The organism is Leeuwenhoekiella marinoflava DSM 3653, from assembly GCF_900129005.1.
GTDB classification, from domain to species: domain Bacteria; phylum Bacteroidota; class Bacteroidia; order Flavobacteriales; family Flavobacteriaceae; genus Leeuwenhoekiella; species Leeuwenhoekiella marinoflava.
This window is the reverse complement of record NZ_FQUN01000009.1, coordinates 12,442-35,556: the sequence shown is the minus strand read 5'-3', so window position 1 is coordinate 35,556 and position 23,115 is coordinate 12,442. Positions and strand designations below refer to the sequence as shown.

Sequence of the window (23,115 nt, the reverse complement as noted above, 5' to 3'; positions counted from 1 at the left end):
GCCTTTGTTGGCAGACAGGCTTACCCCAAGTTAGTTAACTCTTATAAAATGGTTTAACTATTTTAATTTAAAGCTTTGTATTTCTTTAAAAGGAGACAGTTCTAACTGTTTCATTTGTTTTTCATACGCACTCCAATCGTTTTTAAAGAAGGTATTTACTTCGCTAAGTGCTGTGGATAGTTCATTTTTCGCTTGCTTAATAAGTGTATTCTCAGTAATTGTTAAGCCACCGGGTCTGCTTTCTACATACCCATTTGCTAGATAAATACGATTGAGAACAGTAACCTCTGCATTGCGGGTGATACCTTGGCGTTCATCTTCTTTACCTAAGAATAGTGCGATTTTCTCATCTATTTTCTTCACAATAGCTTCTGAACTGTCAATCTGAATTTTATATGCTTTTTTATCTAACTTTTTTAAGTCTAAAATAAAATCTTCTGCAATGCTTTTGCTTTCAACCAATTGTTTTACCACATCTGCGGAAACCTCAGTCATATCTTCTAAACCTTTCTGGGCAGTGTAGATTTCGTTGATTGCACTTGCAGAAATATCCAAACGCGGGTCACTTTTTACGGTTATCATTTCTGAATCTTTAAGTGAACCGTAGCTCATCACAACTTTATAGCTTCCGGGTTTTACCGTTACACCGCCGGGCTCAAAATTGCGGTCGTTAATACGACGAGAAGGTCTGTCAACTCCTTTTTCATCCAGAAACCATCTAAAACTATACATACCCGAAGAGTCTGGTGTTTTAGTTTTAAGGGTTCTGATTAGGCGGTCTCCATCATAAATATTTAGAAAAATACTATCCCATTTTGTTTCTGATTCTTCTTTTTCAGAATCAGCAGATTGCTCTTCCGTTTCACTTTTCTCAACTTTCCTAGGATTGAACATATACTTTACAAAAGCACCGCGCTCGCGATTGGTACCGCCATAAGTAGCATCTGCACCAAAACGACTTCCGGTAGGTTGCTGGGAGGCATTTTGATACACCACAGCAGGAGGAACTACATCTAAAACGGTTCCTTCTTCCATATTCAGATTTGCGCCCAGATTCTTGTTTGCTGCTAGCGCTCTAAGCGGTTTTATATCATCTAAAACCCAAATAGAACGGCCAAAAGTTGCAATTGCCAAATCATCTTCGCGTTCCTGAATTACTAAATCTTTTACAGGAACAGTAGGGAAGCCGTTGGTCCATTTTTCCCAGTTTTCACCGGCATCAATAGAGACATATAATCCATCGTCTGTACCTAAAAACATAAGATTAGGTTCTTCTTTATCTTCAAGTATGGCTAAAGAATAACTTTGCACATCATCTGCATCAACAATACTCTTCCAGGATTTCCCATAATCTGTGGTGCGATATACATAGGGTTTGTAGTCAAATCTTCGGTAGTTGTTAGCCACTAACAAGGCTTCTCCTTTATTCGTTGCAGAAGCTTTAATCTGCGCAATCCAGCTTCCTTCTGGTAAACCTTTTAGGTTTTTAGAAACATCTGTCCAATCTTCACCACCGTTTCTAGTGTAGAATACTTTACCATCATCAGAGCCTGTCCAGATCATATCTTGTTGAACAGGACTGGGTTCAATAACCAAAATCGTAGTGTGATTCTCAGCACCGGTCGCATCCATCGTTAAGCCACCGCTTTCGCTTTGTTTTTGTTTCTCAGGGTCATTGGTAGTAAGGTCAGGTGAAATCACCTCCCATGTTAATCCTTTATCAGTCGATTTATGTACGTATTGACTACCAAAATATAAGGTGCTGTTGTCAAAGGGATCAATATTTATTGCCGCGTTCCAGTTGAAGCGAAGCTCTACATCAGGATCAGGATGCGTAGGGCGTACCAGATAATTGGCTCCAGTTATCCAGTCATATCTGCTCACATAACCTTGCTGGCTCATAGACCAACCGTATTGCGAATCATCACGGTCTGGCACAACGTCAAAACCATCTCCAAATGAAATTTCTTGCCAGTAGGAGTTGCGTATGCCTTGTGCACGCCAGATATAGGCTGGTCCACGCCAGCTACCATTGTCTTGCATACCGCCATAAACATTATATGGAAATTCGTTATCTACTGCAATATGGTAAAATTGCCCTACCGGAATATTTTCAGCAAAACGCCAAGAACTTCCTCCATCACGAGAAATATTCAATCCACCGTCGTTTCCGTCAATCATAAACTCCGGATTTTTAGGGTGAATATAAAATGCGTGATGATCGGGGTGAACGCCATTATCAACGCCATAAGCCGGCATCAATTCTTTAAAACTTTTCCCACCATCTTCAGAGACATTTACATAAGTAAATACGCTGTACACGCGATTCTCGTTATTAGGAGCTACATAAATTTCAGCATAATAAAAAGGTCGATTTCCTATTTCATTCATATCATCATTTATCAATTTCCAATTCTCACCACCATCTTCAGAACGGTAAAGTCCGTTCTTTTTAGCTTCAACATACGCATAAACGATATTGGGTTTATTTGTAGCAATGGCAAGTCCCATTCTTCCTAGGTCGCCTTCCGGTAAACCATTTTTTGAAGTAATTTCTTTCCAATTGTCTCCCCCGTCGTAGGTAATATACAGACCAGAACCTTCGCCGCCGCTTTTAAAGAACCAAGGGTCTCTTTTGTGTTCCCACATCGCAGCGATAAGCTTGTTTGGGTTAGAAGGATCCATAACAAGTTCTGCGGTACCCGTTTTTTCATTTATATAAAGTACTTTTTCCCAATTCTTACCGCCATCTTGTGTACGATATACACCACGTTCTTCGTGTTCTCCCCAAGGAGAGCCTATTGTAGCAGCATAAACTATATCAGGATTTGAAGGGTTTATACGTACTCTGTAAATGTGACGTGTTTTTTCGAGTCCCATACATTTCCAAGTTTTACCGCCATCTAAAGATTTATAGATACCAAAACCACCATTTAAACTGTTTCTAGGGTTTCCTTCTCCGGTACCTACCCAAATAACAGAAGGATTAGATTGCTGAATCGCTACAGAACCAATAGATGCTGTTGCTTCGTTTTCAAAAACCGGTTTCCAGGTAATACCGCCAGAAGTAGATTTCCATAAACCACCTGATGCAGAACCCGCATAAATAATGTCTGGATTGTCTGTAACCACATCAATAGCCGTAATACGACCACTCATACCGGCAGGTCCCACGTTACGAGGTTGCATGTCTTTTAAAAGATCAAGGTTCAGTTTTTGAGCAATTCCAGTTATTGAAAAGCTCAGTAAACAGAAAAGTAAAATTTTTTTCATGAAAGAATGTACTAAAGTTTAGCCCTAAGTTAACAAAAACCTAAAAGCTTAAGGGTTAGGCGTAAAAAATTAAGCAGATTAACATAATATATCGCTAATTAACAAAAGCTTACAGTAGTCTTGTGATTTGTTTAAGTTTTAGCTAATATCTTTGAACAAAAGAAAAACCAAAAAACAAGGATTATGAAAAAGTTAGTTTTAAGTATGGTGATGATTGCAACTATCGCATTCACATCATGTAAGGATAATGAAAAGTCTGAATCTGAAGATGCAACGACTCAAGAAGAAGTTGCTATGGAAACGGAGACTTCTGCAGAAGCGACTATGCCAGAGCAAGAAACTATTGCTGCAATCGCAATGGGCAATGATGATTTTAGTACACTAGTAACAGCAGTAAAAGCAGCTGACCTTGCAGAAACTTTAAAAAGTGAAGGTCCATTTACTGTATTTGCACCTACTAATGCAGCATTTGATAAATTACCAGAAGGAACAGTGGCTAGTTTAACTAAAGCTGAGAACAAAGAAAAATTAGCTGAATTATTAAAGTATCACGTAGTTTCTGGTGAATATATGGCAGCAGATATTGTAAAAGCAATCAATGATAATGATGGGAGTTTTACAATTGCTACTGTAGAAGGTGAAGAGTTGACCGCTACTTTAGATGGAGAAAACGTAATCTTAACGGATGCAAATGGAAATAAATCAACTGTAGTAATGGCCGATGTAGATGCTTCTAACGGAGTGATTCATGCAATTGACGCAGTTGTGATGCCAAAATCATAAGTATAAACGTATATAGCATTTAAAAACCCTCCATTTTTTGGTGGGTTTTTTTTATGCATAAATGAAGGAGAACTTTTTTATTAAAAAGTCAGGTTTTACAAGTTATTACGACCAAAAATGCGATCTATATTTTTTACTACTTCCTAAGGTCAAAACTTCAAAATGCCGTAATTTTAATACACTATGAAGAAGAAAACATTAAGAAAGGGATTTGTATTTAAAAGTTACGAAGCCCCGGAACAATCACTATTCGATCAACTTTTTGAAATCTTTAAAGAATTGATCACGCATACTTCTGGAGATTTTGAAGAAGCTATGGATTGGCTGAAGGAGCTGGACAAAGAATACAAACTTACCAACGAAGATTATACCTTAGATGATTTTGTTCAAGAACTTAAAGACAAGGGGTACATTCGGGAAGAAATAGAACCAGATGGTAACGGTGGTATGGCAATTACTGCAAAAACAGAACGAGCTATACGTCAGCGGGCGCTGGATCAAATCTTTGGTAAATTAAAACGTGGAGGAGCCGGAAATCACAAAACTAATAGAGTAGGACGTGGTGACGAGCATACCGGTGAATATAGGGAATACCGTTTTGGCGATGCTTTAGAGCGGGTTTCTATGACCGAAAGTCTCAAGAATGCACAGATCAATAATGGTATTGGTAATTTTGACCTGACAGAAAAAGATCTGGTTGTTGAAGAAACACAGTTTAAGGCCCAGATGAGTACGGTTCTGATGATAGATATCAGTCACAGTATGATTCTATACGGTGAAGATCGAATAACTCCAGCTAAGAAGGTTGCGATGGCTTTAGCCGAATTGATCACCACTCGCTACCCAAAGGACACTTTAGATATTATTGTTTTTGGAAACGACAGTTGGCCTATAAAAATTAAAGACTTACCGTATTTACAAGTAGGGCCGTATCATACCAATACGGTTGCCGGCTTACAATTAGCGATGGATATTCTTCGTCGTAAGCGAAATACCAATAAGCAGATTTTTATGATTACTGATGGTAAACCCAGCTGCGTGCGGGAACCTGATGGTTTTTACTATAAAAACAGTGTAGGTCTAGACGATTATATTGTAAACAAGTGCTACAGTATGGCGAGCCAGGCGCGTAAGGTCAAAATCCCAATAACCACTTTTATGATCGCGCAAGATCCTTATTTGATGAAATTTGTGCGTCAATTTACACAAGCCAATCAAGGGAAAGCGTTTTACACCGGTCTGCAAGGTCTGGGTGAAATGATTTTTGAAGATTATGAGACCAACAGAAAGAAAAGAATACGCTAGAAAAGAATTATAAATCGAAAAAGAAACTATGAGTAAACCAGCTATTAAAACACTAGGTGAGCTAAAAAAATCAGCTTATAAAAGCCGAGGTATTAAAGAAGAACTTCGTGCTAATCTGATTAACAATATAAAAGCAGGTAAAAATTCATTTGAAGGAATTCACGGGTATGAGTACACGGTGATTCCCGAGTTAGAACGCGCTATTTTATCAAAACATAACATCAACCTTTTAGGATTGCGTGGGCAAGCAAAAACACGCTTAGCACGCTTGATGATTCAGTTGTTAGATGAGTGGATTCCGGTGGTTAAAGGTTCAGAATTAAATGATGATCCGTTAAAACCTGTATCGCGTTACGCTCAAGAATTAATTGCAGAACAAGAAGATGATACTCCAATTGTTTGGATGCACCGTGATGAGCGTTTTGCTGAAAAACTCGCAACTCCAGATGTAACCGTAGCCGACTTGATTGGGGATGTTGATCCTATAAAAGCTGCCAATTTAAAGTTGAGTTATGCTGATGATCGCGTGCTGCACTTTGGGATGATTCCACGGGCTAATCGTTGCATTTTTGTAATCAATGAATTACCTGATTTGCAAGCGCGTATTCAGGTGGCATTGTTCAATATTTTACAAGAAGGAGATATACAAATTCGTGGATTTAAATTAAGACTTCCGTTAGATCTTCAATTTGTGTTTACAGCAAATCCAGAAGATTATACAAACCGTGGTAGTATCGTAACACCGCTGAAAGACCGAATAGGTTCTCAAATTCTTACACATTATCCGGAAAGTATTGAGATTGCCCGAACCATCACAGAGCAGGAAGCGAAGCGCGATGCGCGTAATGAAGAGCAGGTTTATGTGCCTTCTTTAGCCAAAGATCTTTTAGAACAAATAAGTTTTGAAGCTCGTAGGAGTGAATTTATTGACGTTAAGAGTGGGGTAAGTGCGCGTATGAGTATTACCGCTTTCGAAAATCTTTTGAGTACAGCAGAGCGTCGTTTTTTACTGGCAGGTGATGACAAGACAGCAGTGCGTCTTGGGGACTTTATGGGAATGATCCCTGCGATTACCGGTAAGGTTGAATTGGTTTATGAAGGCGAGCAGGAGGGAGCAGCATCGGTTGCACATACTTTGATAGGTGATGCGATTCAGACGTTGTTTGTGACGTATTTTCCGGAAATCAAAAAGCTCGAAAAACAAAACGAAAAAAGTCCGTATGATGACATTGTAACCTGGTTTTTTGATCAGAGTGACTTTCAATTATTAGATGATTTAACCGAAGAAGAATATAAAAAGATGTTAGATTCGGTTACTCCTTTAGAAAAGCTTGTAACGGAATATCTGCCTGATTTAGAATCAAAGGATAAATATTTTATGAAAGAATTTATTCTGTGGGCTTTGGTAGAGTTTCAGAAACTGAGCAAATACCGTATGACTGATGGTATACGCTTTAAAGATGTATATGGAAGCTACATTAGCGGATTGTAGTATCAGATAAATAGATTCCAAATAAAAACCCAGTTAAGCACTGTTTAACTGGGTTTTCTGATTTAGGAATTTGATTTAGTTTAGAATGGTAAACTCACTTCTCCGGTTGAGGTCTTGTTGCTCTTCGGAACAATTAATAGCGTTACAGTCATTTATAGGGTCTGTTTCCCCATAACCTTTAGCTTGCAGGCGATCACGATCTATACCTTTAGAAATCAGGTAATCTACTGTGGATTGTGCTCTCTTTTCAGATAACTCTTTGTTGTAAGTGTCAGAACCGCGCTGGTCTGTATGAGAAGCTACTTCGATGCTCATCTCAGTGTATTTCTGCATCAGATCTACAAGTTTATCCAGAATAATAGCAGCGTCAGAACGTATATTCGCTTTGTTAAAATCAAAGTATATTTTTTCAAGATTTACCTGCGTTAATTGATTGCGCTCATTTACCGTCACTATATCTTCAGTATCTGCATAAGCCGACATTTGTAGCTTAATAAGTGTCTTGGTATTCTGAGAGTATTCAATTTTAACCTCTTTTTCCACCAGAGCATAAAGCGCCTTACTCGCTTTAATTTTATAGAGACTATTAGGACGAACTACAAACTTGAAGCTTCCGTCTAGTTCAGTAGTCATTTTTTGAGTGCTACCTGTTTCTGGTCTAAATAATGTGACTTCTGTTCCCGGTAAAGGCTCAAGCGTTTTCTTGTCGTCCACGTTACCTAAGATTTGATAGTCGAGATTAGGATACGTCTCAAAGCTGTAAAGTTTGTCTTTTCCGGTACGGTTAGAAGAGATAAAACCACTTGCCTGACGTTCTTTTATAATTAATGCAAAATCATCAGCATTAGAGTTTATAGAACTTCCTAAGTTATATGCTTCTGCGAAAGTGTCACCTTCAGGGTCACTGCTATACAGGTCAAGTCCACCAAGACCTTCAACACGATTTGAAGCAAAATATAAATTACCATTCTCTGATACATAAGGAAATTGCTCCAGTTTATCAGAGTTGATGTTTCCTCCTAAATTAATGGGAGAACCAAAGGTGTTTTCTCCGGTGATTTCAGCTTTATAAATATCAAAACTTCCAAATCCACCAGGCATGTCACTTGAAAAATAAAGCGTTTTCTCGTCGGGGCTCAAGGCAGGGTGCGCAACAGAATATTCATCAGAACTAATAGGCAACATCATAATGTTATCCCATTCACCTCCAATTAATTCTGCGCTATAGAGTTGTAAAGGCGCCACTTTTGCACCGTTTACTTTTGTGAGTTTATTACTGGTTCGGGTAAAATACATTTTTTGACCATCTGCGGTAAAAACAGCATTACTCTCGTGCGTATCAGTATTGATACTTCCGGGGAAAAGTCCTTCCTCTGTAATCGCTTCACCGTTGGTTTTTGCATAATACAAATCTAGATACGGTTTTCCGGTCCACGGATAAATAGGTCGAGCGCCATTTCGGTTTGAAGCAAAAACAATCTGACGATCATAATAAGCTGCACCAAAATCATCGTAAACAGAAGCAGCATCTATAACTTCAGGTAAAAAGAACTGAGAAACCTCCATATCGTGCTCTTCCATAGTCTTAAGAATATCTATGTTGGTCCCGGTATAATTGGTTAGAATCTCGTTAGCTCTGTCGTAATCCTTGTTGCGCTTCAATGCATCGGCATAGCGAAAATGTGCTTCTGGAGATCGGCCTTGATTCAGTTCCCAGGCAGCGTCATAAGCTTGTACAGCTTCGGTAACATCACCGGTAAAATAGTAGGCATCAGCCAAATTTAAAGCAGCATCAGCATCTAATTCTGATTCATTCTCATAAGCGGTTATCGCTTCGGTATAAGCCTGATCGGCAAAAAGTTTGTTAGCTTTTTCAAGTGTTTTGTTTTGTGCAAATCCTACCTGACAAACGGCTAGCAGAATAAAGAGTAGCGTATAATTTTTCATAGTCGTAGTAGTTTTGATTAAAAGAAACGTGGTGATTTGCGGTAAGACGGTAATTTGCCAAAAATATCGAAGTCAAAAAGAACCATAACCTCGTGGCTACCGTTGTTGTACTCACCAAGATTTGAAGTCGTGTAATCATAAGCATAGCCCACACGCACTCCCGATGTAACTTCAAAGTTTACCATACCGGTAACCGCGTCATCCAAGCGATAGCCTATACCTGCTTCAAAACGTTGATAAAAGCGCACGTTGGCATTTACATCAATACTTACAGGAGCACCGTTTACCCAGCGCGCCATAAAAGATGGTTTTACCTGAAAATCTGCCGAAGGTTCAAACACATAACCACCGGTTAAGAAGTAGTGGGTGTTTTCACTTCCCAGACGCTGCACCCCGTTTTCATCTTCAATATGTGTTGAAGCAACTAGGTTAGGAGCAGAAAGACCTACGTAATAACGCTCAGAAAAATAATAAGCACCTATACCAATTGTAGGATAAGTCTGGTTGATGTTCTGCGCAAAAGAAGGGTCTGTTGCAGGAGCACCGCTACCCAGTTGTAGTCGGCTAAAATCTGTACTGAAAAATGAGGCTCCGGCTTTAAGACCTAAAGACAGCGTAGCATTTTCCTGAATAGGCAACTTATAGGCAAAATCTGCATTGATGTTTGTTTCTTGAACAACATCGCCTATCTCGTCGTGAACCAGGTTTAAACCTAGTTCTACTTTTTCAGACATGGGTAAATGACCGAAGAATGTTGCTGTAGTAGGCGCACCGTCTATACCAACCCATTGGGCCCGGTAGAGCGCTCCCACTTTAGCTTTATTAACTGAAGCGTATGCAGGGTTGATAACACTCATATTATACATATACTGCGTATACTCCGGGTCTTGCTGAGCAAACAGACTTCCACATAAAAGGACGAATGTTGCAAATAATGTGAATCTTGAAGTTGTATTTATCATTGGGAACATCCTTTTATCTGTTGAGGTAAACTTTACCTTGTTTTGGGCTTGTTTGCCCATCATTATAATTTATAATATAAAAATACACACCGTTAGGAAGTGTATTGCCTCCCGTGCGGTTTTGATTGGTGTGACCATTCCAGAAACCGGTACTGCTGTCTCCTTTAAAAACAACCTGTCCATAACGGTTAAAGATTTCAATCTTATAATCAGGATAAACGATATCCATATTTTTCATTTCAAAAACATCGTTAATACCGTCGCCGTTAGGAGAGAACCCATCAGGAATAAATACTGAATCGCATCCGCTAAGATCTACAGTAACTTCAAGTCTTTGGCTGCCTTCACAACCGGTTGCTGTATTTTGAGCAGCGATATAATAGGTTGTATTTGCCATAAGTGGAGTAGAAGGACTAACCAACGTAGTTCCGGTGGCAGAATCATAGGTGATCAAGGTAAAAGATGAACTTATATTAGCTTCGAGGTCTGCAACTGTAGGATCATCGTTGATACAGAAAACAGCTCCATCGCTAGCAAGGCTTGGAATCGCAGGATCTTCTAATGTGAAATCTACCAGAGTTACCGGTAAATTTGTAGCACTACATCCTGTTGTGCTGTTCTGAATATCTAAGAGGCTAAATGTGGTTAAACCTCCTGAAGTAAAAACTGAGCTTTCAAGAATAAGATCTGTGCTTCCGCCGGCAAAAGCGGCAGTTTCTGTAATAATCTCAGAATCAGTAGCGCCACTAAGCTGATAAGAAATCAGGTAATCAGCATCAGGTAGAGAAGTTGCGCCAGAAAGGCTAATGATTATTTGTTCTCCAAAACAAACATCACTGGCAGAACCTGTAATGCCTGTAGCATTAGGTACAGGGGAAACTTCAAAATCAGCATTTACAGAAATAGGAATCGAATCACAACCCGCATCACTACTAATCAATGTTGCGGTTATAGTTGTTGTACCTGTAGCAGCAAGAAAAGCCGCAGGGATTTCAAATGCTCCTGCGCCATTTGCGATTGTTACATCAGCAGAAAGGTTTGAGGCTGTATTTGTTTCACTAAGATCATAAGTGATGGTATAGTCACCATCTACGAGATTTGCTCCTGCTGTGATCGTTACAAAACCATTTTCTGCAAGACATATATCTGAAGCTAATAAATCACCGTCTGTAAGTTCTGGTACAGGATTTACTTCAAAAGAAGTTGAGGTTGCAGTTGTATTTGCACACGTTGAATTTGGGTCTGTAATAGAATTTATAGTAATCGAAGTTGAACCGGTATTTGTTATTGTTGCAGCAGCGATAGGTAATGAAGCTTCGCCATCTGTAAATTCAAGATTTACATTGTCTAAAAGTGTATTCTCACCGGTTAATTCATAAGTTATATCATAACTACCATCGCTCAAATCTGAATTTGTAAAAAGTAATTCAGTAGGCTCACCGACACAAACAGAAGCCACAGATAACGTTGTGTTCTCTAATGAAGGAATCGGTGAAACTTCAAAACCTGTAGAGATAGGAAGACCTGTTGCTGCACAACTTTGAGACGCAGTAGCTAGACTAATAATAGTAATTGTAGTTGTACCCGCTTCAGCAAGTTGAGCTGCCGTTAAATCAAAAGTAGTTTTTCCATCCGTAAAAGTCACTTCAACTTCTGTGTCTGTTGTTGCATTAGCGTCATTCAAATTATAGGTAAGTATATAATCACCATCTTGAATCAAGGTAGGGTCTGTAGTAATAGTTACGTTATTTGCTGCATCCTCACAAGAATCATCAGCACGTATTACTGCACCAGTTGCATCTGGAGTTGCAACAATATTAAATGCTGCTGAAGGCATAGTCAGATTATCAGCCTCACAAGTACTTGCATTGTTAAGAATAGAAGTCAGCGTTAATATAGAACTACCATTAGCTAAAATAGCCTGAGGAAGATCAAAACTTCCGGTTCCGTTAGTAACTGCAACTCCAACTATAATTTGATTTTTTGTGTTTATAGCTCCAGATATATCATATCTTAAGGTGTAATCACCATCGACAAGATTAGGTGTATCTGCGGAATCTGTAAGGGTAACGGTAACCGTATCATCTTCACAAGTATCTTGGACACTCACAGTTACCGTTTCGGCATCAGGTTTTGGAGATACGGTAAATGTGGTATTTATGTCGGTACTTGTAGAACAGCCTGTAGAGTTTGTAATTGTATTTAGAGTTATAGTATAAGCATCTGCAGTAGCCAATGCATTAGCTGCTAGTGTGATTTTAGCTATACCATTAGTAACCATTGCAGTCTGCGAATAATCTCCAGTTGCAGTAGAACTGGCTAACGTGTATGAAAAACTATATTCCCCATCAGTAAGTTCAATTTCTGGAGTATTACCTGCATCAGAAATTGTTAAGGTTCCATTTTTACCAAAACATAAAGGTTGGTTTACACTTAAAGCAGAATCATTTACATCCGGTAAAGCTACAATAGTAATTGTATCACTTAAGTCACCTAACTTTACATCACAAGCATTCTGAGTATTAGGATCTAGAATAGAAACTACTCGTATTTCTGCAACACCGGCTGCAGTTAAGAAATCAGGCTTAATATTAAAATTCCCAATACCATCAGCCATAGTGAGTGTCACTGTTTCAGTACCCGTGTTTGGAGCAGGAGTAACGCTATAGGTTAACTCATAATCACCATTCGGAATATCTACTATATCACCCGTTATTGTAGCAGTAGCATTAATAGGTAATGTGTCTTCGCAAATAATATCATCTTCATCATCAGGAATAGTCAACTCTAAAGCAGCATTGGTAAAGTCAACTACTTCTTCAATAATTATAGCAACAGTTGTCTGACTGAATGTACAAATAGGATTAACCGGTTGAACGGTATACGTAAAAGTATAGGTACCGGGACCAAAAGTGTCTCTGATGTTTTGAATATCTATAGTATTATCATTAAATCCGTTTATTTCATTGGTTTGATTTTCAGTCCAAACGCCTCCATTATCTTCGCCAATAATAGCATCTCTAAGATTGAATGCTGTAAAACCACTTAGATCGTCAGTTTCACAAAAAACAGTGTTAACAGTATTGTCTATAGAACCAGAATCTGGAGCCTCTATAACTTCTACCCTAACGGTACTCATAGTAGAAAGACAAGAACCTTGTGCAGCTACTGTATACGTAAAGGTATAAAGCCCCGGGCCTGCTTGCTGGGCATTGAATATTTGATTTTTAAGAGCGTTAGTAGGGCCTGCTGTTATAGCCCAGGTACCGAATAATGTTGGACTAGGACTAGATCCCACAAACTGAAACAAATTTACGTTTGTTTCTGTTTCGCAAGCTACACCATCATTATTATTACGACCTGCATAGCCTGCAAGAGTTACCGTCACAGTAGCTTGATTGTCTGTACAACCTGTAATACCTTCTACGGTATAGGTGTAATTAAAGGTGCCACCCCTGTTGATTAACCAAGTGTTTAATTCACCGGTTGTGGCATTAAGACCACCACTGTTGTTGTCATCAGACCATGTTCCACTGGTTACCGGCGAACCGCTAAGGGTAGCAAAAAGGTCTATAAATTGGCTCGTTTCTTTATTGCAGAAGGTTGTAGAAGCATCTTCACCAGCACATTGCGCATATGATTTAGATGAAATTCCTGCAAGAAATAAAAAGAAAAACAGGGGTGCTGCTTTTCTAAACAAAGTAATTGTTTTAAGCATAGGAGTTGGGTTAGTAAAATTTAATACAAGTTTAATCGATTAATTACATATTGTACCGATTAAATGTAGAAATTTTTATGAATTTTCACCTATACTTTAAAATTTATAATTATAGTTCTTCTTTTTTTCCGTCAGGATATATAGCAAATCTTTCGGTTTCTGGAGCATGTGTATGCTCATTAGTTGACCAAGGCCAACCGCCAAATTGTGTTTCCTGAAAATTAGAGAATGCCTTTTCTATATCTTGTCTAGAATTCCCCACAAAAGGCCCGTGTTTTACAACAGGTTCACCAATAGGTTTTCCTTCCAGAAGAAGAAGTTGAGCCGGAGAAGAACCATTTTTTAAACGCAATAGTTCATTTACATCAGCTTTGATTTGATGCATAGGCGGAATATCAAAACCTTCAGCTGCAATAGCATCACCTTCATAAAAATAAAGTGATCGGTTTGCTCCATCAATACCTTTAGGAACTATAAACTCAGCGTTAGGTTCTAATGAAATTAACCAAATGTTTATGCCATTATCGGGATTTGCAGCCCATGAGTCAGGCGCAGGATTTAATGCTTTTTGACCATCAAAACTTCCTGCAACAAGTTTAACTTTAATATTATTTCCGTTTGAATCTTCTTTGGAAACAACAGGGATATTCTCGTGCCACATCATTCCAAAATAAGGCGCTACACTTTTGCTTTTAGCAGGTAAATTCAACCATATTTGAAACAACAAAAGCGGATTTTCTTTTTCGGTATTTACTAAAGGAAACATTTCACTGTGTTGAACTCCTTTACCGGCAGTCATCCATTGAACATCACCCTTTCCAAATCTTCCTGAAGCACCTAATGAATCTGAATGATCAACAAAACCTCGTTCTGCTATGGTTATCGTCTCAAATCCTACGTGAGGATGCGCGGGAAAACCGGGAACTTTAGAACCGTGATACATTGCCCAGCCGTCTTTTTGCGTAAAATCCTGACCAATATTACGACCGGTAAGAGAATCTACAGGGCCTAATTTACCGTTTCCTTTAGGAAAATTATCATTGTGAAAAGCACAAAATAAGAATGGGTCTTGTGTGTCCCATTGCATTTGTAAACGAGTGATTTTTTGTATTGCTGCCATTGTTGTTTTTTTTAGGTGGAATACGAAGATACGAGTGCTAAGTGAATTATTGAAAATTTAAAAGTTCGACTTATAACATATTTTAAAGATTTTAGCAATTTTCAAATTTGTACTTTCACATTCAAGTTATAATCAAGTGAATCACTGAAAATATCGTGTTGTGAATTTTTATCAAAAAGAAATCCATTTAAAATCAAGAAGTCGCGGCTTTCATTTAATTACTTCTGAAATCACCAGTCAGCTTGAAGAATTGAGCAGTATAAAAATCGGTCAATTACAGGTTTTTATCAAACATACTTCAGCGAGTTTGACCATAAATGAAAACGCAGATCCTACTGTGCGTCAAGATTTTGAAAGCCATATGAGTAAAATGGTTCCTGAGAATGCCCCGTATTACATTCACACTTACGAAGGACCAGACGATATGCCGGCACATATAAAAGCATCATTAATGGGTGCATCGGTAACCATACCGGTGACTAACGGTCGCCTAAATCTGGGAACCTGGCAGGGTATTTATTTGTGTGAGCACCGCAATCACGGAGGATCGCGCAAAGTAGTACTTACCTTATTTGGTCAATAAACTTTCTTTGGCTTCGATGAGTTGCTCGAGAATATATTCTACGCCACTTTCGTTATTGCTTTTGGTCTGGTAGTTTGCAGCTTTTGTAACATTAGGATGCGCATTTTGCATCGCAAAACTATAATCTGCAAGGCTTATCATTTCTAAGTCGTTGTTATAATCACCAAAAACCATCGTTTCGGCTTTTGTGATATTCAGACTCTCTTGTAAAATTTTAAGCGCGCGACCTTTATCTGTATCCAGATGGCTGATGTCTAACCAGTTCTCACCGCTAACCTTTACTTTAACCTGATCTTCCAGTTTTTTTGCGATAGGATAAGTAGTCACTTCTGATCCGCCAAAGCTATAAACTGCAATTTTAAAGAAATGGTCGTTGCTTATTTCTGTTAGATCGGGTACGCGTTTAAATTTGGTATAATATTCCTGAAAAATCTCAATAAAGGGTTCGTGATCAGATTCTACATAGGCTTGTTCTTTTCCACAAAGTACAATGTATGCATCTTTTATCTCCCGCATCTGACGTATTAAGTCGTGTACTACTTCTGCATCTACGGTACAAGTATCTAAAACCTCAGCTTTTTGAACGGTAATCCCACCGTTTTCTGCTACAACAGTAATCTCGTCTTTAATGCGATTTAATTTGTCAATAATGCTGAAATACTGCCTTCCGCTTGCGGCAACAAATTGAATGTTATGTTTCTGAAGTTCTTTGAATAATTCAAAAAACCGCGGACTTACTTTTCCTTGATCATTTAGGAGTGTACCGTCCATATCTGTAACGACTAATTTTACTTGTGTCAAATCCATATTTGCAAAAATAACCCATAAAAACTAGTCGTGTCTACGGGGTTTATTAATTCATTCTTAAATTATTTTGAGGTTTTAAGCCTTTGGATTTTTCTAATATTTAGCTCCTTGATCAATACCTATACTTGCTTTTTCTATAAAATCACGTAAATCCTGATTAGCTGTTTTAAGATCTTCAGCGCGTAAATACATCATATGTCCGCTGCGGTAACCTTTAAAATCCATACGCTCTGAAAACCTCCCGTTAATGTTTATTTGGCTCATAATATATTTGGCATTGAAATAGGTACACGCCCCATCATAATACCCAGATTGAACCATTAAATGAAGATTTGCATTCATTCCCATAGCATCTCGTAAATCTGAACCGGTATGGTTATTAGAACGATCCCAAGGATGCACATCACCAAATAAATCATAAGTAAGATCTGTTTTAAAACCTAGTTCCTCGCTCATATAATAATTTATAGCCGGCGTAAAACTGTGTAACCACGAGGTTAATTCGCTGTTGTAATCTGGAGAAGAACCAGCATCTGCAATATCTAAACCTTTATAACGTGAATCCAGACGACCAATGGTAAAACCTTCTTTGTCTCGTAATAAGTCTTTCCAGAAATAATTAAATGGAACGGCAAGGTTGTTCTGACTCACTGTTTTTTCTGAAAGACCGGAGTAGTACGCAATTTTTTTAATCGCAGCTTGCTTTTCAGTTTCTGAAGCATAACCTCCTTTTGCTATAACCGGAAGCAACTCGTTAACGGCATATTCTTCAACTTCAGGTAGCATTTCGGTTAAATCTTTATTCTGAAGGGCAGGAGGTAAGGCGTTATGATACCAGGCAGCAGCTGCAAAATAGGGGAGGCGGTTTGCGATTTCTACAGGACCTTCAAATTCAAAACCAATTTCGGTAGGAGATACCAGAATCACACCATTTAGGTACATCCAATTGCGTTGCTGCAATGCTTTAGCTAAACCTGAAACTCGTGTTGTACCATAACTTTCACCGATTATAAATTTAGGAGAACGCCAGCGGTTGTGACGCGTTACAAACGTATTTACCCAATCAGCTAAATATGCGATATCTGAATTGACACCAAAAAATTGATCTCTTTTAGGAAGATTGCCTTCCGAATCGGGAATCATTCTGCTGTAACCCGTATTCACCGGATTTACAAAAACAATATCTGCAACATCTAAAACAGAATTAGGATTGTCTTTTATGCCGTAAGGCTGAACAGGAAAACCTTCATCTGTGATTTTTAAAATTCTTGGACCGGTATAAGCAATATGCATCCATACGGAAGCAGAACCGGGACCGCCATTAAAGCTTATGAGCAAAGGTCTGGTCTGATTATCTTTAATATCGGTTCTGGAATAGTAGGTGTAATTTAAGGTTGCAATGGGATTGCCCATATCGTCCCAAACCGGCTGAAAGCCTAATTCTGCCTGATACGGAATCGTTTTATCTTTTATCGCAACGCTGTGCTTAGAAATGATAGTCGTGTCAACAGGAACCTTAACTTTTTGAGCTTCAAGCGTAGTGAGAAAACCAAAAGCTATACAGGTTGTAAGCAATGTAATTTTTAGATTCATGTATTGAAATATTTAATTCTGAAAACCTTAAAATTAATCAAACGTATATTTAATTTGTAGAAATAACCAGTCGATATTTAATAATAAACACGCTATTAAAATCAATTATTGATTTTAATAGGTGCTTGTTTTTAGCAGGTTTTCTAGATCTTCAGAACTGAATGTTTTTCCGCTTTTGATTACCATAAAGATATCTTGAGTGTTTTCTATATTATCGAGCGGATTTTTATTGAGTACTAGTAAGTCTGCTGTTGCGCCGCTTCTGATTTCCGGAAGTTGTTTTTGTAAAAATTTTGAGCCATTAGATGTTGAAGTCTGTAAGGCTTGTAGCGGAGTTAAACCAGCATTTACTAAGGCTTTTAATTCTTTATGAAGCGAAATGCCGGGATAGGTATAGGAGTTGAATGCGCCACTGTCTGAGCCAGCTAATACATTTACATCATTAGCTGCGAGTACACCTGCTAGTTTTACAAACGCCGAATCTAGGTTTTTGCGCATAACTACAAATTCCGGGGAAGCATTTTTAGCACTGTTGATGCGGCCGGCATAGGTTTTTTGAATTCCGGGCCCTATGTATTTTAAATACGGGTCCGTGGTGTGGTCGGTTTCATCAAGATGGCTTAAGGTGTGACCAATATGTAACGTAGGCACTACATAAACATTATTTTCTTTAAGCTTAGAAAAGGTTTCTTGAGCTACCGAGTAGGAGTAAGTTTTCAACACTCGGTCTAAAGAAGTCCAGAAACCTGCTTCGTTATTTTTAACAGCTTCAGTGATTGCAATCTCTTCGGCAGAACATCCTTTTAAAACATAATATAAATGTTCAATGGCATCAATGCCCGCATTTGTGGTTTCTTCTACCGTAACGCTATACGGCATATGACCGCTGGTGATCATTCCACGTTTTTCAGCTTCTGTGATAACTTTTAAATAATTCTCGCCACTAATTTTACTGTCGTAAATCTTTACAAAATCTACATTCAATTGTTCTAAAGAATCTAGAGCTGTATTGATTTCTTTATCATTAGAAACCTCAAGCGAACCCGCCCAAGTAGCACCGTGGCCATCAATTTTTGGTCCTGAAGTATATATTGTAGGACCTGCCAAAGAACCATCAGCGATTTGCTTTTGCCATTCGTGTACAGAAGTGGTCAAATCACCACCGGCATCACGTACAGTGGTAATTCCGTTAGCGATGAAGAGATTGAGTATATTCTTATTTTCTTCTATTAGCTCCTTTCCTCCTCTAAAATGAACGTGATTATCCCAAAGACCTATCATTAGAAATTTACCGCTTGCATCAATTTGTTGTGCTGCGGAACTGGTTAAAAGGTCTTTACTCTTTACGATAGAATGAATACTGTCACCCGCAATGAAAACCGATTGATCTTTCAATATTTTACCGGTTTCTAAATCTATAATATTCACATTATGAATCGCAGCACTAAATTGTGGCGGTTGGTTTCCGCAGGAATTAAAAAGTGAAGCAATAAGTACTAACGTAAAAATCAGTCGCATCGTAGAGGTTTTAATTTTGCAGGAAATTACAGCAATCTATTCAATTAAGAAATCTATAAAAAGAAAAGAGCCCCAAAATAGGAGCTCTTATACTTTAAGATTGACAGGATTATTCTATTTACCCCATTCTGTATGAAAAACACCTTCGCGATCGATACGCTCGTAGGTATGTGAACCAAAGTTGTCACGCTGCGCCTGAATTACATTAAGAGGCAAACGACTTGAAGTATACGCTTCAAAATAATTTAAAGCACTAGAAAGCCCAGGAACCGGTATTCCGCTTTGAGCTGCATAAGCAACAGTCTCGCGAACAGAAGCTAAAGTACCTTGAACTTTATCAACAAATGATGGAGCTAACAATAAATTAGGTAGTTCTTTATCTGCGGTGTAGGCATCAGAAATATCTTCTAATAAACCAGCACGTATGATACAACCTGCTCTCCATATTTTTGCGATTACAGACATATCTAAGTCATACTCATATTCTTTAGAAGCATCAGCAAGCTGGTGCAGACCTTGTGCATACGCTATAATAAAAGCGAAGTATAAAGACTCTTCTGCAAGAGCAATAATTTTATCTTTATCAATAGGTAGTGGCGCTGGGCGGTCGTATAATTTATCAGCAACAATACGTTCCTCTTTTAATGCCGAAATCTCACGCATACTTACCGCAACATCAATTGTTGGAACTGGTATACCTAAGTCCATTGCATTTTGAGAGGTCCATTTACCGGTGCCTTTTTGCTTGGCTTTGTCTAATATTTTATCAACCAATCTACCGTCACCTAAGTCATCATCTTGTTTGAAGATTTCAGCAGTGATTTCAACTAAAAAGGATTGTAAACGACCTTTATTCCACAAGTCATAAACCTGATGCAGTTCGTCGTTATCTAAACCTACAGACTTTTTCAATAAATCATAGATCTCAGAAGTCAATTGCATCAAACCGTATTCGATACCATTGTGAACCATCTTCACGTAATTTCCGGCAGATTTAGGGCCTAAATGTGCTACACAAGGTTCTCCATTAAATTTAGCCGAAACAGCTTCAAAAATAGGTTTGATATGGGTGTATGCTTCAGCGTTACCACCAGGCATGATACTAGGCCCTTTACGCGCGCCTTCTGCACCACCACTAACACCAGCGCCAAAGAAATTGATTCCTTTGTCTTTTAAATAAGCTTCACGGCGGTCTGTGTCTGTGAAGAATGAGTTTCCACCGTCTATTATAATATCACCTTCATCAAGATGGGGTAATAAAGTTTCAATTACCTGATCTACAATTTTACCTGCAGGGACAAGCAACATGATTTTTCGCGGAGCGGCAAGAGCCTCTACAAAGGTTTCTATTTCGGTAGAAGCATCAACTTTTTCTAAATTTCCACCTTCTTTCTTTAAAGCATCAACTTTTTCCTGATCTAAGTCATAGCCAAAAGCTTTAAAATCGTTGTCTGCGACGTTTAATATAAAGTTGCGTCCCATAACACCGAGACCTACTAGGCCAAAATCATAATTTTTATGCTCCATAATAATGAGTTATTGTTCTTTTTAATTTGACACCATAATGTTTCTATAAAGCCTCCTGTGTGCCACTAAGATGCCTTATTTTTGTATTGGTTAAAGCCAAAATTAAATGATAACATTGACTTTTTACTGCTTTATTCTATAAACTCATGTTATAATTGCAAATAACCAACTAACACAGCATAAAACCGAAAAATCATTATTTTTTATGAATAATACATCTAACCAGTTATTGGTAATTTTTGGAGCTTCCGGAGATCTAACGGCTCGTAAACTTATTCCTGCTTTATATAATTTATATGAAGGCGGACATTTTCCTGAAAATTTTGCGGTATTGGGAGCGAGTAGAAGTGACCTAACTGATGAAGAATTTAGAAAACGCGTAGTCTATGAAAGTCCGTATTTAAAAGACGAAGTAAAAAAGAAGGATAAAGACTTCATTAAGAAGTTTGCAGATATGATGTTTTATTCAGACTTAGGTAGTGATTACGATTCTGAGTACAGTAAACTAAACAAGCGTATTGAAGCGCTTAACAAAGAACATAAACTAGACGAGAATTATACTTTTTACCTTTCTACGCCGCCTAGTTTATACGAGCCTATAGCAAAAAATTTATCAGACCAAGGTCTTACTAAAGGTTCTGGGGCTGAAAAAGGATTTAGACGTATTGTGGTAGAAAAACCTTTTGGTTACAGTCTGGAAACTGCAAAAGAATTGAATATAGGATTGCAGAAATACTTTAAAGAAAAACAGATTTACCGTATAGATCATTACTTAGGGAAAGAAACCGTGCAAAACCTTATGGTTACGCGTTTTTCTAACTCTATTTTTGAGCCCCTTTGGAATCGTAACTACATTCACCATGTTCAGATTACAAATGCTGAAACTGTAGGAGTAGAGAAGCGAGGCGGTTACTATGACAAATCTGGTGCTTTACGAGATATGTTTCAAAGTCACTTATTACAGATTGTTTCGCTGATTGTTATGGAACCCCCTATCAGTGCAGATGCTGATGAGATACATAACGAGAAGGTAAAAGCCCTGAAGTCTATACGTATGATGACCGAAAAGAAAGATCTTTTTGAAAATACGATGAAAGGTCAATATGTAGCATCTAGTATAAATGGGAAACGCGTAAAAGGATATCGTGAAGAAGAGGGTGTAGATCCTGAATCTAAAACCGAAACTTACGGAGCGGTCAAGTTTTTTGTAGACAACTGGCGCTGGAAAGATGTACCATTTTATGTACGTACCGCTAAGCGCATGCCTACGAAAGTAACCGAAGTGGTTATTCACTTTAAGACTCCGCATCATCAGGTTTTTAAAGAACAGGACGTTAATAACAAAGACAACAAACTGGTTATACGTATTCAGCCAGATGAAGGTATCCTGATTAAATTTGGTGTAAAAGTACCCGGACAAGGTTTTAAAGTAGAACGTGCAAATATGGACTTTTACTACAGCAGCCTTTCTGATAAGAACATAATGGATGCTTACGAACGTCTATTACTTGATGCTATGCAGGGAGATACTACATTATATGCGCGTGCAGATGAGGTTGAAGCAGCCTGGGCATTTGTTGACCCTATCTTAGAGTACTGGGCTAACGACAAAGATGTACCTACTTACGGTTATCCTGCCGGAACCTGGGGTCCTAAAAACTCTGATGATCTTATAGAAGATAGTAATGGGTGGAGAAACCCAGGAGAATTATTGACAGACGAAACCGGTTTCTGTATTATTTAAATTGAATTTTTAATTATTAAAAACTTCCAGTAATGGATTTACATATAAAAGAAACAAAGCAGTTAGTAGCTGAAGCATTTTCTGAATTTTTTAAAGAAAAGTGTTCAACCGGTGATGATGTGCATATCGCATTATCTGGCGGAAGCACTCCTAAAATAGTTTTTGATTATTTAGCTGCGGAATATGGAGCTGAAATCGATTGGTCAAACGTTTTCTTGTATTGGGGTGATGAGCGTTGCGTACCACCCTCAGATTCAGAAAGTAATTATAAGATGACGGTAGAACACCTTATTTCTAAAATTGATATTCCGGAAGAAAATATCTTTAGAATTTTAGGAGAAGACAATCCCGAAGAAGAAGCAAAACGTTATTCTAAAGTTCTTGACGAGCAATTGCCTAAAGCTAACGGAATCCCTTGTTTTGATTTGGTTATGTTGGGTATGGGTGATGATGGTCATACCGTTTCTATTTTTCCGTACAATATAGAGTTATGGGAAATGCCTGAAAATTGTCGCGTAGCCAAACACCCTGATAGCGGTCAGCAACGTGTGACGTTTACCGGTAAGCTTGTAAATAATGCAAAAACAATCGCATTTTTAGTTACCGGTGCCGGGAAAACTGAAAAAGTGACTCGTATTATAAAAGAACAAGAAGGTTATAAAGAATATCCTGCAAGCCTCGTATCGCCTAAACAAGGCGAATTGCACTGGTTTTTAGATCAGGATGCAGCAGCAGGATTATAA

The 23,115-nt window shown here is 38.3% G+C and carries 15 protein-coding genes; 6 read left to right on the top strand and 9 right to left on the bottom strand.

From position 1 onward, the window contains the following. Positions 1 to 57 precede the first annotated feature (57 nt). Complete coding sequence (locus BUB91_RS08760; RefSeq protein ID WP_073098867.1) at positions 58 to 3,273, bottom strand: WD40/YVTN/BNR-like repeat-containing protein; 3,216 nt, start codon at positions 3,271 to 3,273, stop codon at positions 58 to 60. Positions 3,274 to 3,456: 183 nt separating this feature from the next. Here BUB91_RS08760 and BUB91_RS08755 point away from each other — a divergent pair, with 183 nt between their 5' ends. The 3 genes from BUB91_RS08755 to BUB91_RS08745 all read left to right on the top strand — a co-directional run bounded on the left by BUB91_RS08755 (position 3,457) and on the right by BUB91_RS08745 (position 6,853). After that, on the top strand, positions 3,457 to 4,056 hold the full coding sequence (locus tag BUB91_RS08755) for a fasciclin domain-containing protein (RefSeq protein ID WP_073098866.1): 600 nt from the start codon (positions 3,457 to 3,459) through the stop codon (positions 4,054 to 4,056). A gap of 183 nt (positions 4,057 to 4,239) precedes the next feature. Then, positions 4,240 to 5,361: a vWA domain-containing protein gene (locus tag BUB91_RS08750; RefSeq protein WP_073098865.1), complete on the top strand. Its 1,122-nt coding sequence runs from the start codon at positions 4,240 to 4,242 to the stop codon at positions 5,359 to 5,361. A 28-nt stretch (positions 5,362 to 5,389) separates the two neighbouring features. After that, positions 5,390 to 6,853 carry a magnesium chelatase gene (locus BUB91_RS08745; RefSeq protein ID WP_073098864.1) on the top strand — a complete coding sequence of 488 codons (1,464 nt, stop codon included), beginning with the start codon at positions 5,390 to 5,392 and terminating at the stop codon, positions 6,851 to 6,853. A 75-nt stretch (positions 6,854 to 6,928) separates the two neighbouring features. Here the strand turns inward: BUB91_RS08745 and BUB91_RS08740 are convergent, their stop codons facing one another. From BUB91_RS08740 to BUB91_RS08725, 4 genes are all read right to left on the bottom strand, one after another. Then, positions 6,929 to 8,800 (bottom strand): OmpA family protein, encoded by a 1,872-nt coding sequence (locus tag BUB91_RS08740; protein ID WP_073098863.1) that lies wholly within the window; start codon positions 8,798 to 8,800, stop codon positions 6,929 to 6,931. Positions 8,801 to 8,817: 17 nt separating this feature from the next. Continuing rightward, positions 8,818 to 9,762, bottom strand: a complete 945-nt coding sequence (locus tag BUB91_RS08735; protein WP_073098862.1) for a PorP/SprF family type IX secretion system membrane protein — start codon at positions 9,760 to 9,762, stop codon at positions 8,818 to 8,820. Between the two features lie 13 nt (positions 9,763 to 9,775). After that, positions 9,776 to 13,480 carry a T9SS type B sorting domain-containing protein gene (locus tag BUB91_RS08730; protein WP_073098861.1) on the bottom strand — a complete coding sequence of 1,235 codons (3,705 nt, stop codon included), beginning with the start codon at positions 13,478 to 13,480 and terminating at the stop codon, positions 9,776 to 9,778. Between the two features lie 109 nt (positions 13,481 to 13,589). After that, on the bottom strand, positions 13,590 to 14,600 hold the full coding sequence (locus BUB91_RS08725) for a pirin family protein (protein ID WP_073098860.1): 1,011 nt from the start codon (positions 14,598 to 14,600) through the stop codon (positions 13,590 to 13,592). A gap of 160 nt (positions 14,601 to 14,760) precedes the next feature. Here BUB91_RS08725 and BUB91_RS08720 point away from each other — a divergent pair, with 160 nt between their 5' ends. Then, positions 14,761 to 15,183 carry a secondary thiamine-phosphate synthase enzyme YjbQ gene (locus BUB91_RS08720; RefSeq protein WP_073098859.1) on the top strand — a complete coding sequence of 141 codons (423 nt, stop codon included), beginning with the start codon at positions 14,761 to 14,763 and terminating at the stop codon, positions 15,181 to 15,183. Here BUB91_RS08720 and BUB91_RS08715 read toward each other — a convergent pair. The 4 genes from BUB91_RS08715 to gndA form a co-directional block, all read right to left on the bottom strand. After that, positions 15,169 to 15,990: a Cof-type HAD-IIB family hydrolase gene (locus BUB91_RS08715; protein ID WP_073098858.1), complete on the bottom strand. Its 822-nt coding sequence runs from the start codon at positions 15,988 to 15,990 to the stop codon at positions 15,169 to 15,171. The two genes, BUB91_RS08720 and BUB91_RS08715, sit on opposite strands and share 15 nt — an antisense overlap. Before the next feature lie 93 nt (positions 15,991 to 16,083). After that, a complete protein-coding gene (locus BUB91_RS08710) occupies positions 16,084 to 17,583 on the bottom strand; it encodes a S10 family peptidase (RefSeq protein ID WP_073098857.1) in 1,500 nt (499 codons plus the stop codon). A gap of 114 nt (positions 17,584 to 17,697) precedes the next feature. Next, entirely contained in the window at positions 17,698 to 19,101 is a 1,404-nt protein-coding gene (locus BUB91_RS08705) for an amidohydrolase family protein (protein WP_073098856.1), read from the bottom strand. A gap of 114 nt (positions 19,102 to 19,215) precedes the next feature. Next, the gene (gene gndA / locus BUB91_RS08700) at positions 19,216 to 20,628 is read right to left on the bottom strand and encodes an NADP-dependent phosphogluconate dehydrogenase (protein WP_073098855.1); all 1,413 of its coding nucleotides are present in this window, start codon (positions 20,626 to 20,628) and stop codon (positions 19,216 to 19,218) included. Between the two features lie 205 nt (positions 20,629 to 20,833). Between gndA and zwf the strand changes: the two genes are divergently transcribed. Beyond that, on the top strand, positions 20,834 to 22,372 hold the full coding sequence (zwf, locus tag BUB91_RS08695; RefSeq protein WP_073098854.1) for a glucose-6-phosphate dehydrogenase: 1,539 nt from the start codon (positions 20,834 to 20,836) through the stop codon (positions 22,370 to 22,372). A 32-nt stretch (positions 22,373 to 22,404) separates the two neighbouring features. Beyond that, positions 22,405 to 23,115, top strand: coding sequence for a 6-phosphogluconolactonase (gene pgl, locus BUB91_RS08690; RefSeq protein WP_073098853.1), 711 nt, complete (start codon positions 22,405 to 22,407; stop codon positions 23,113 to 23,115).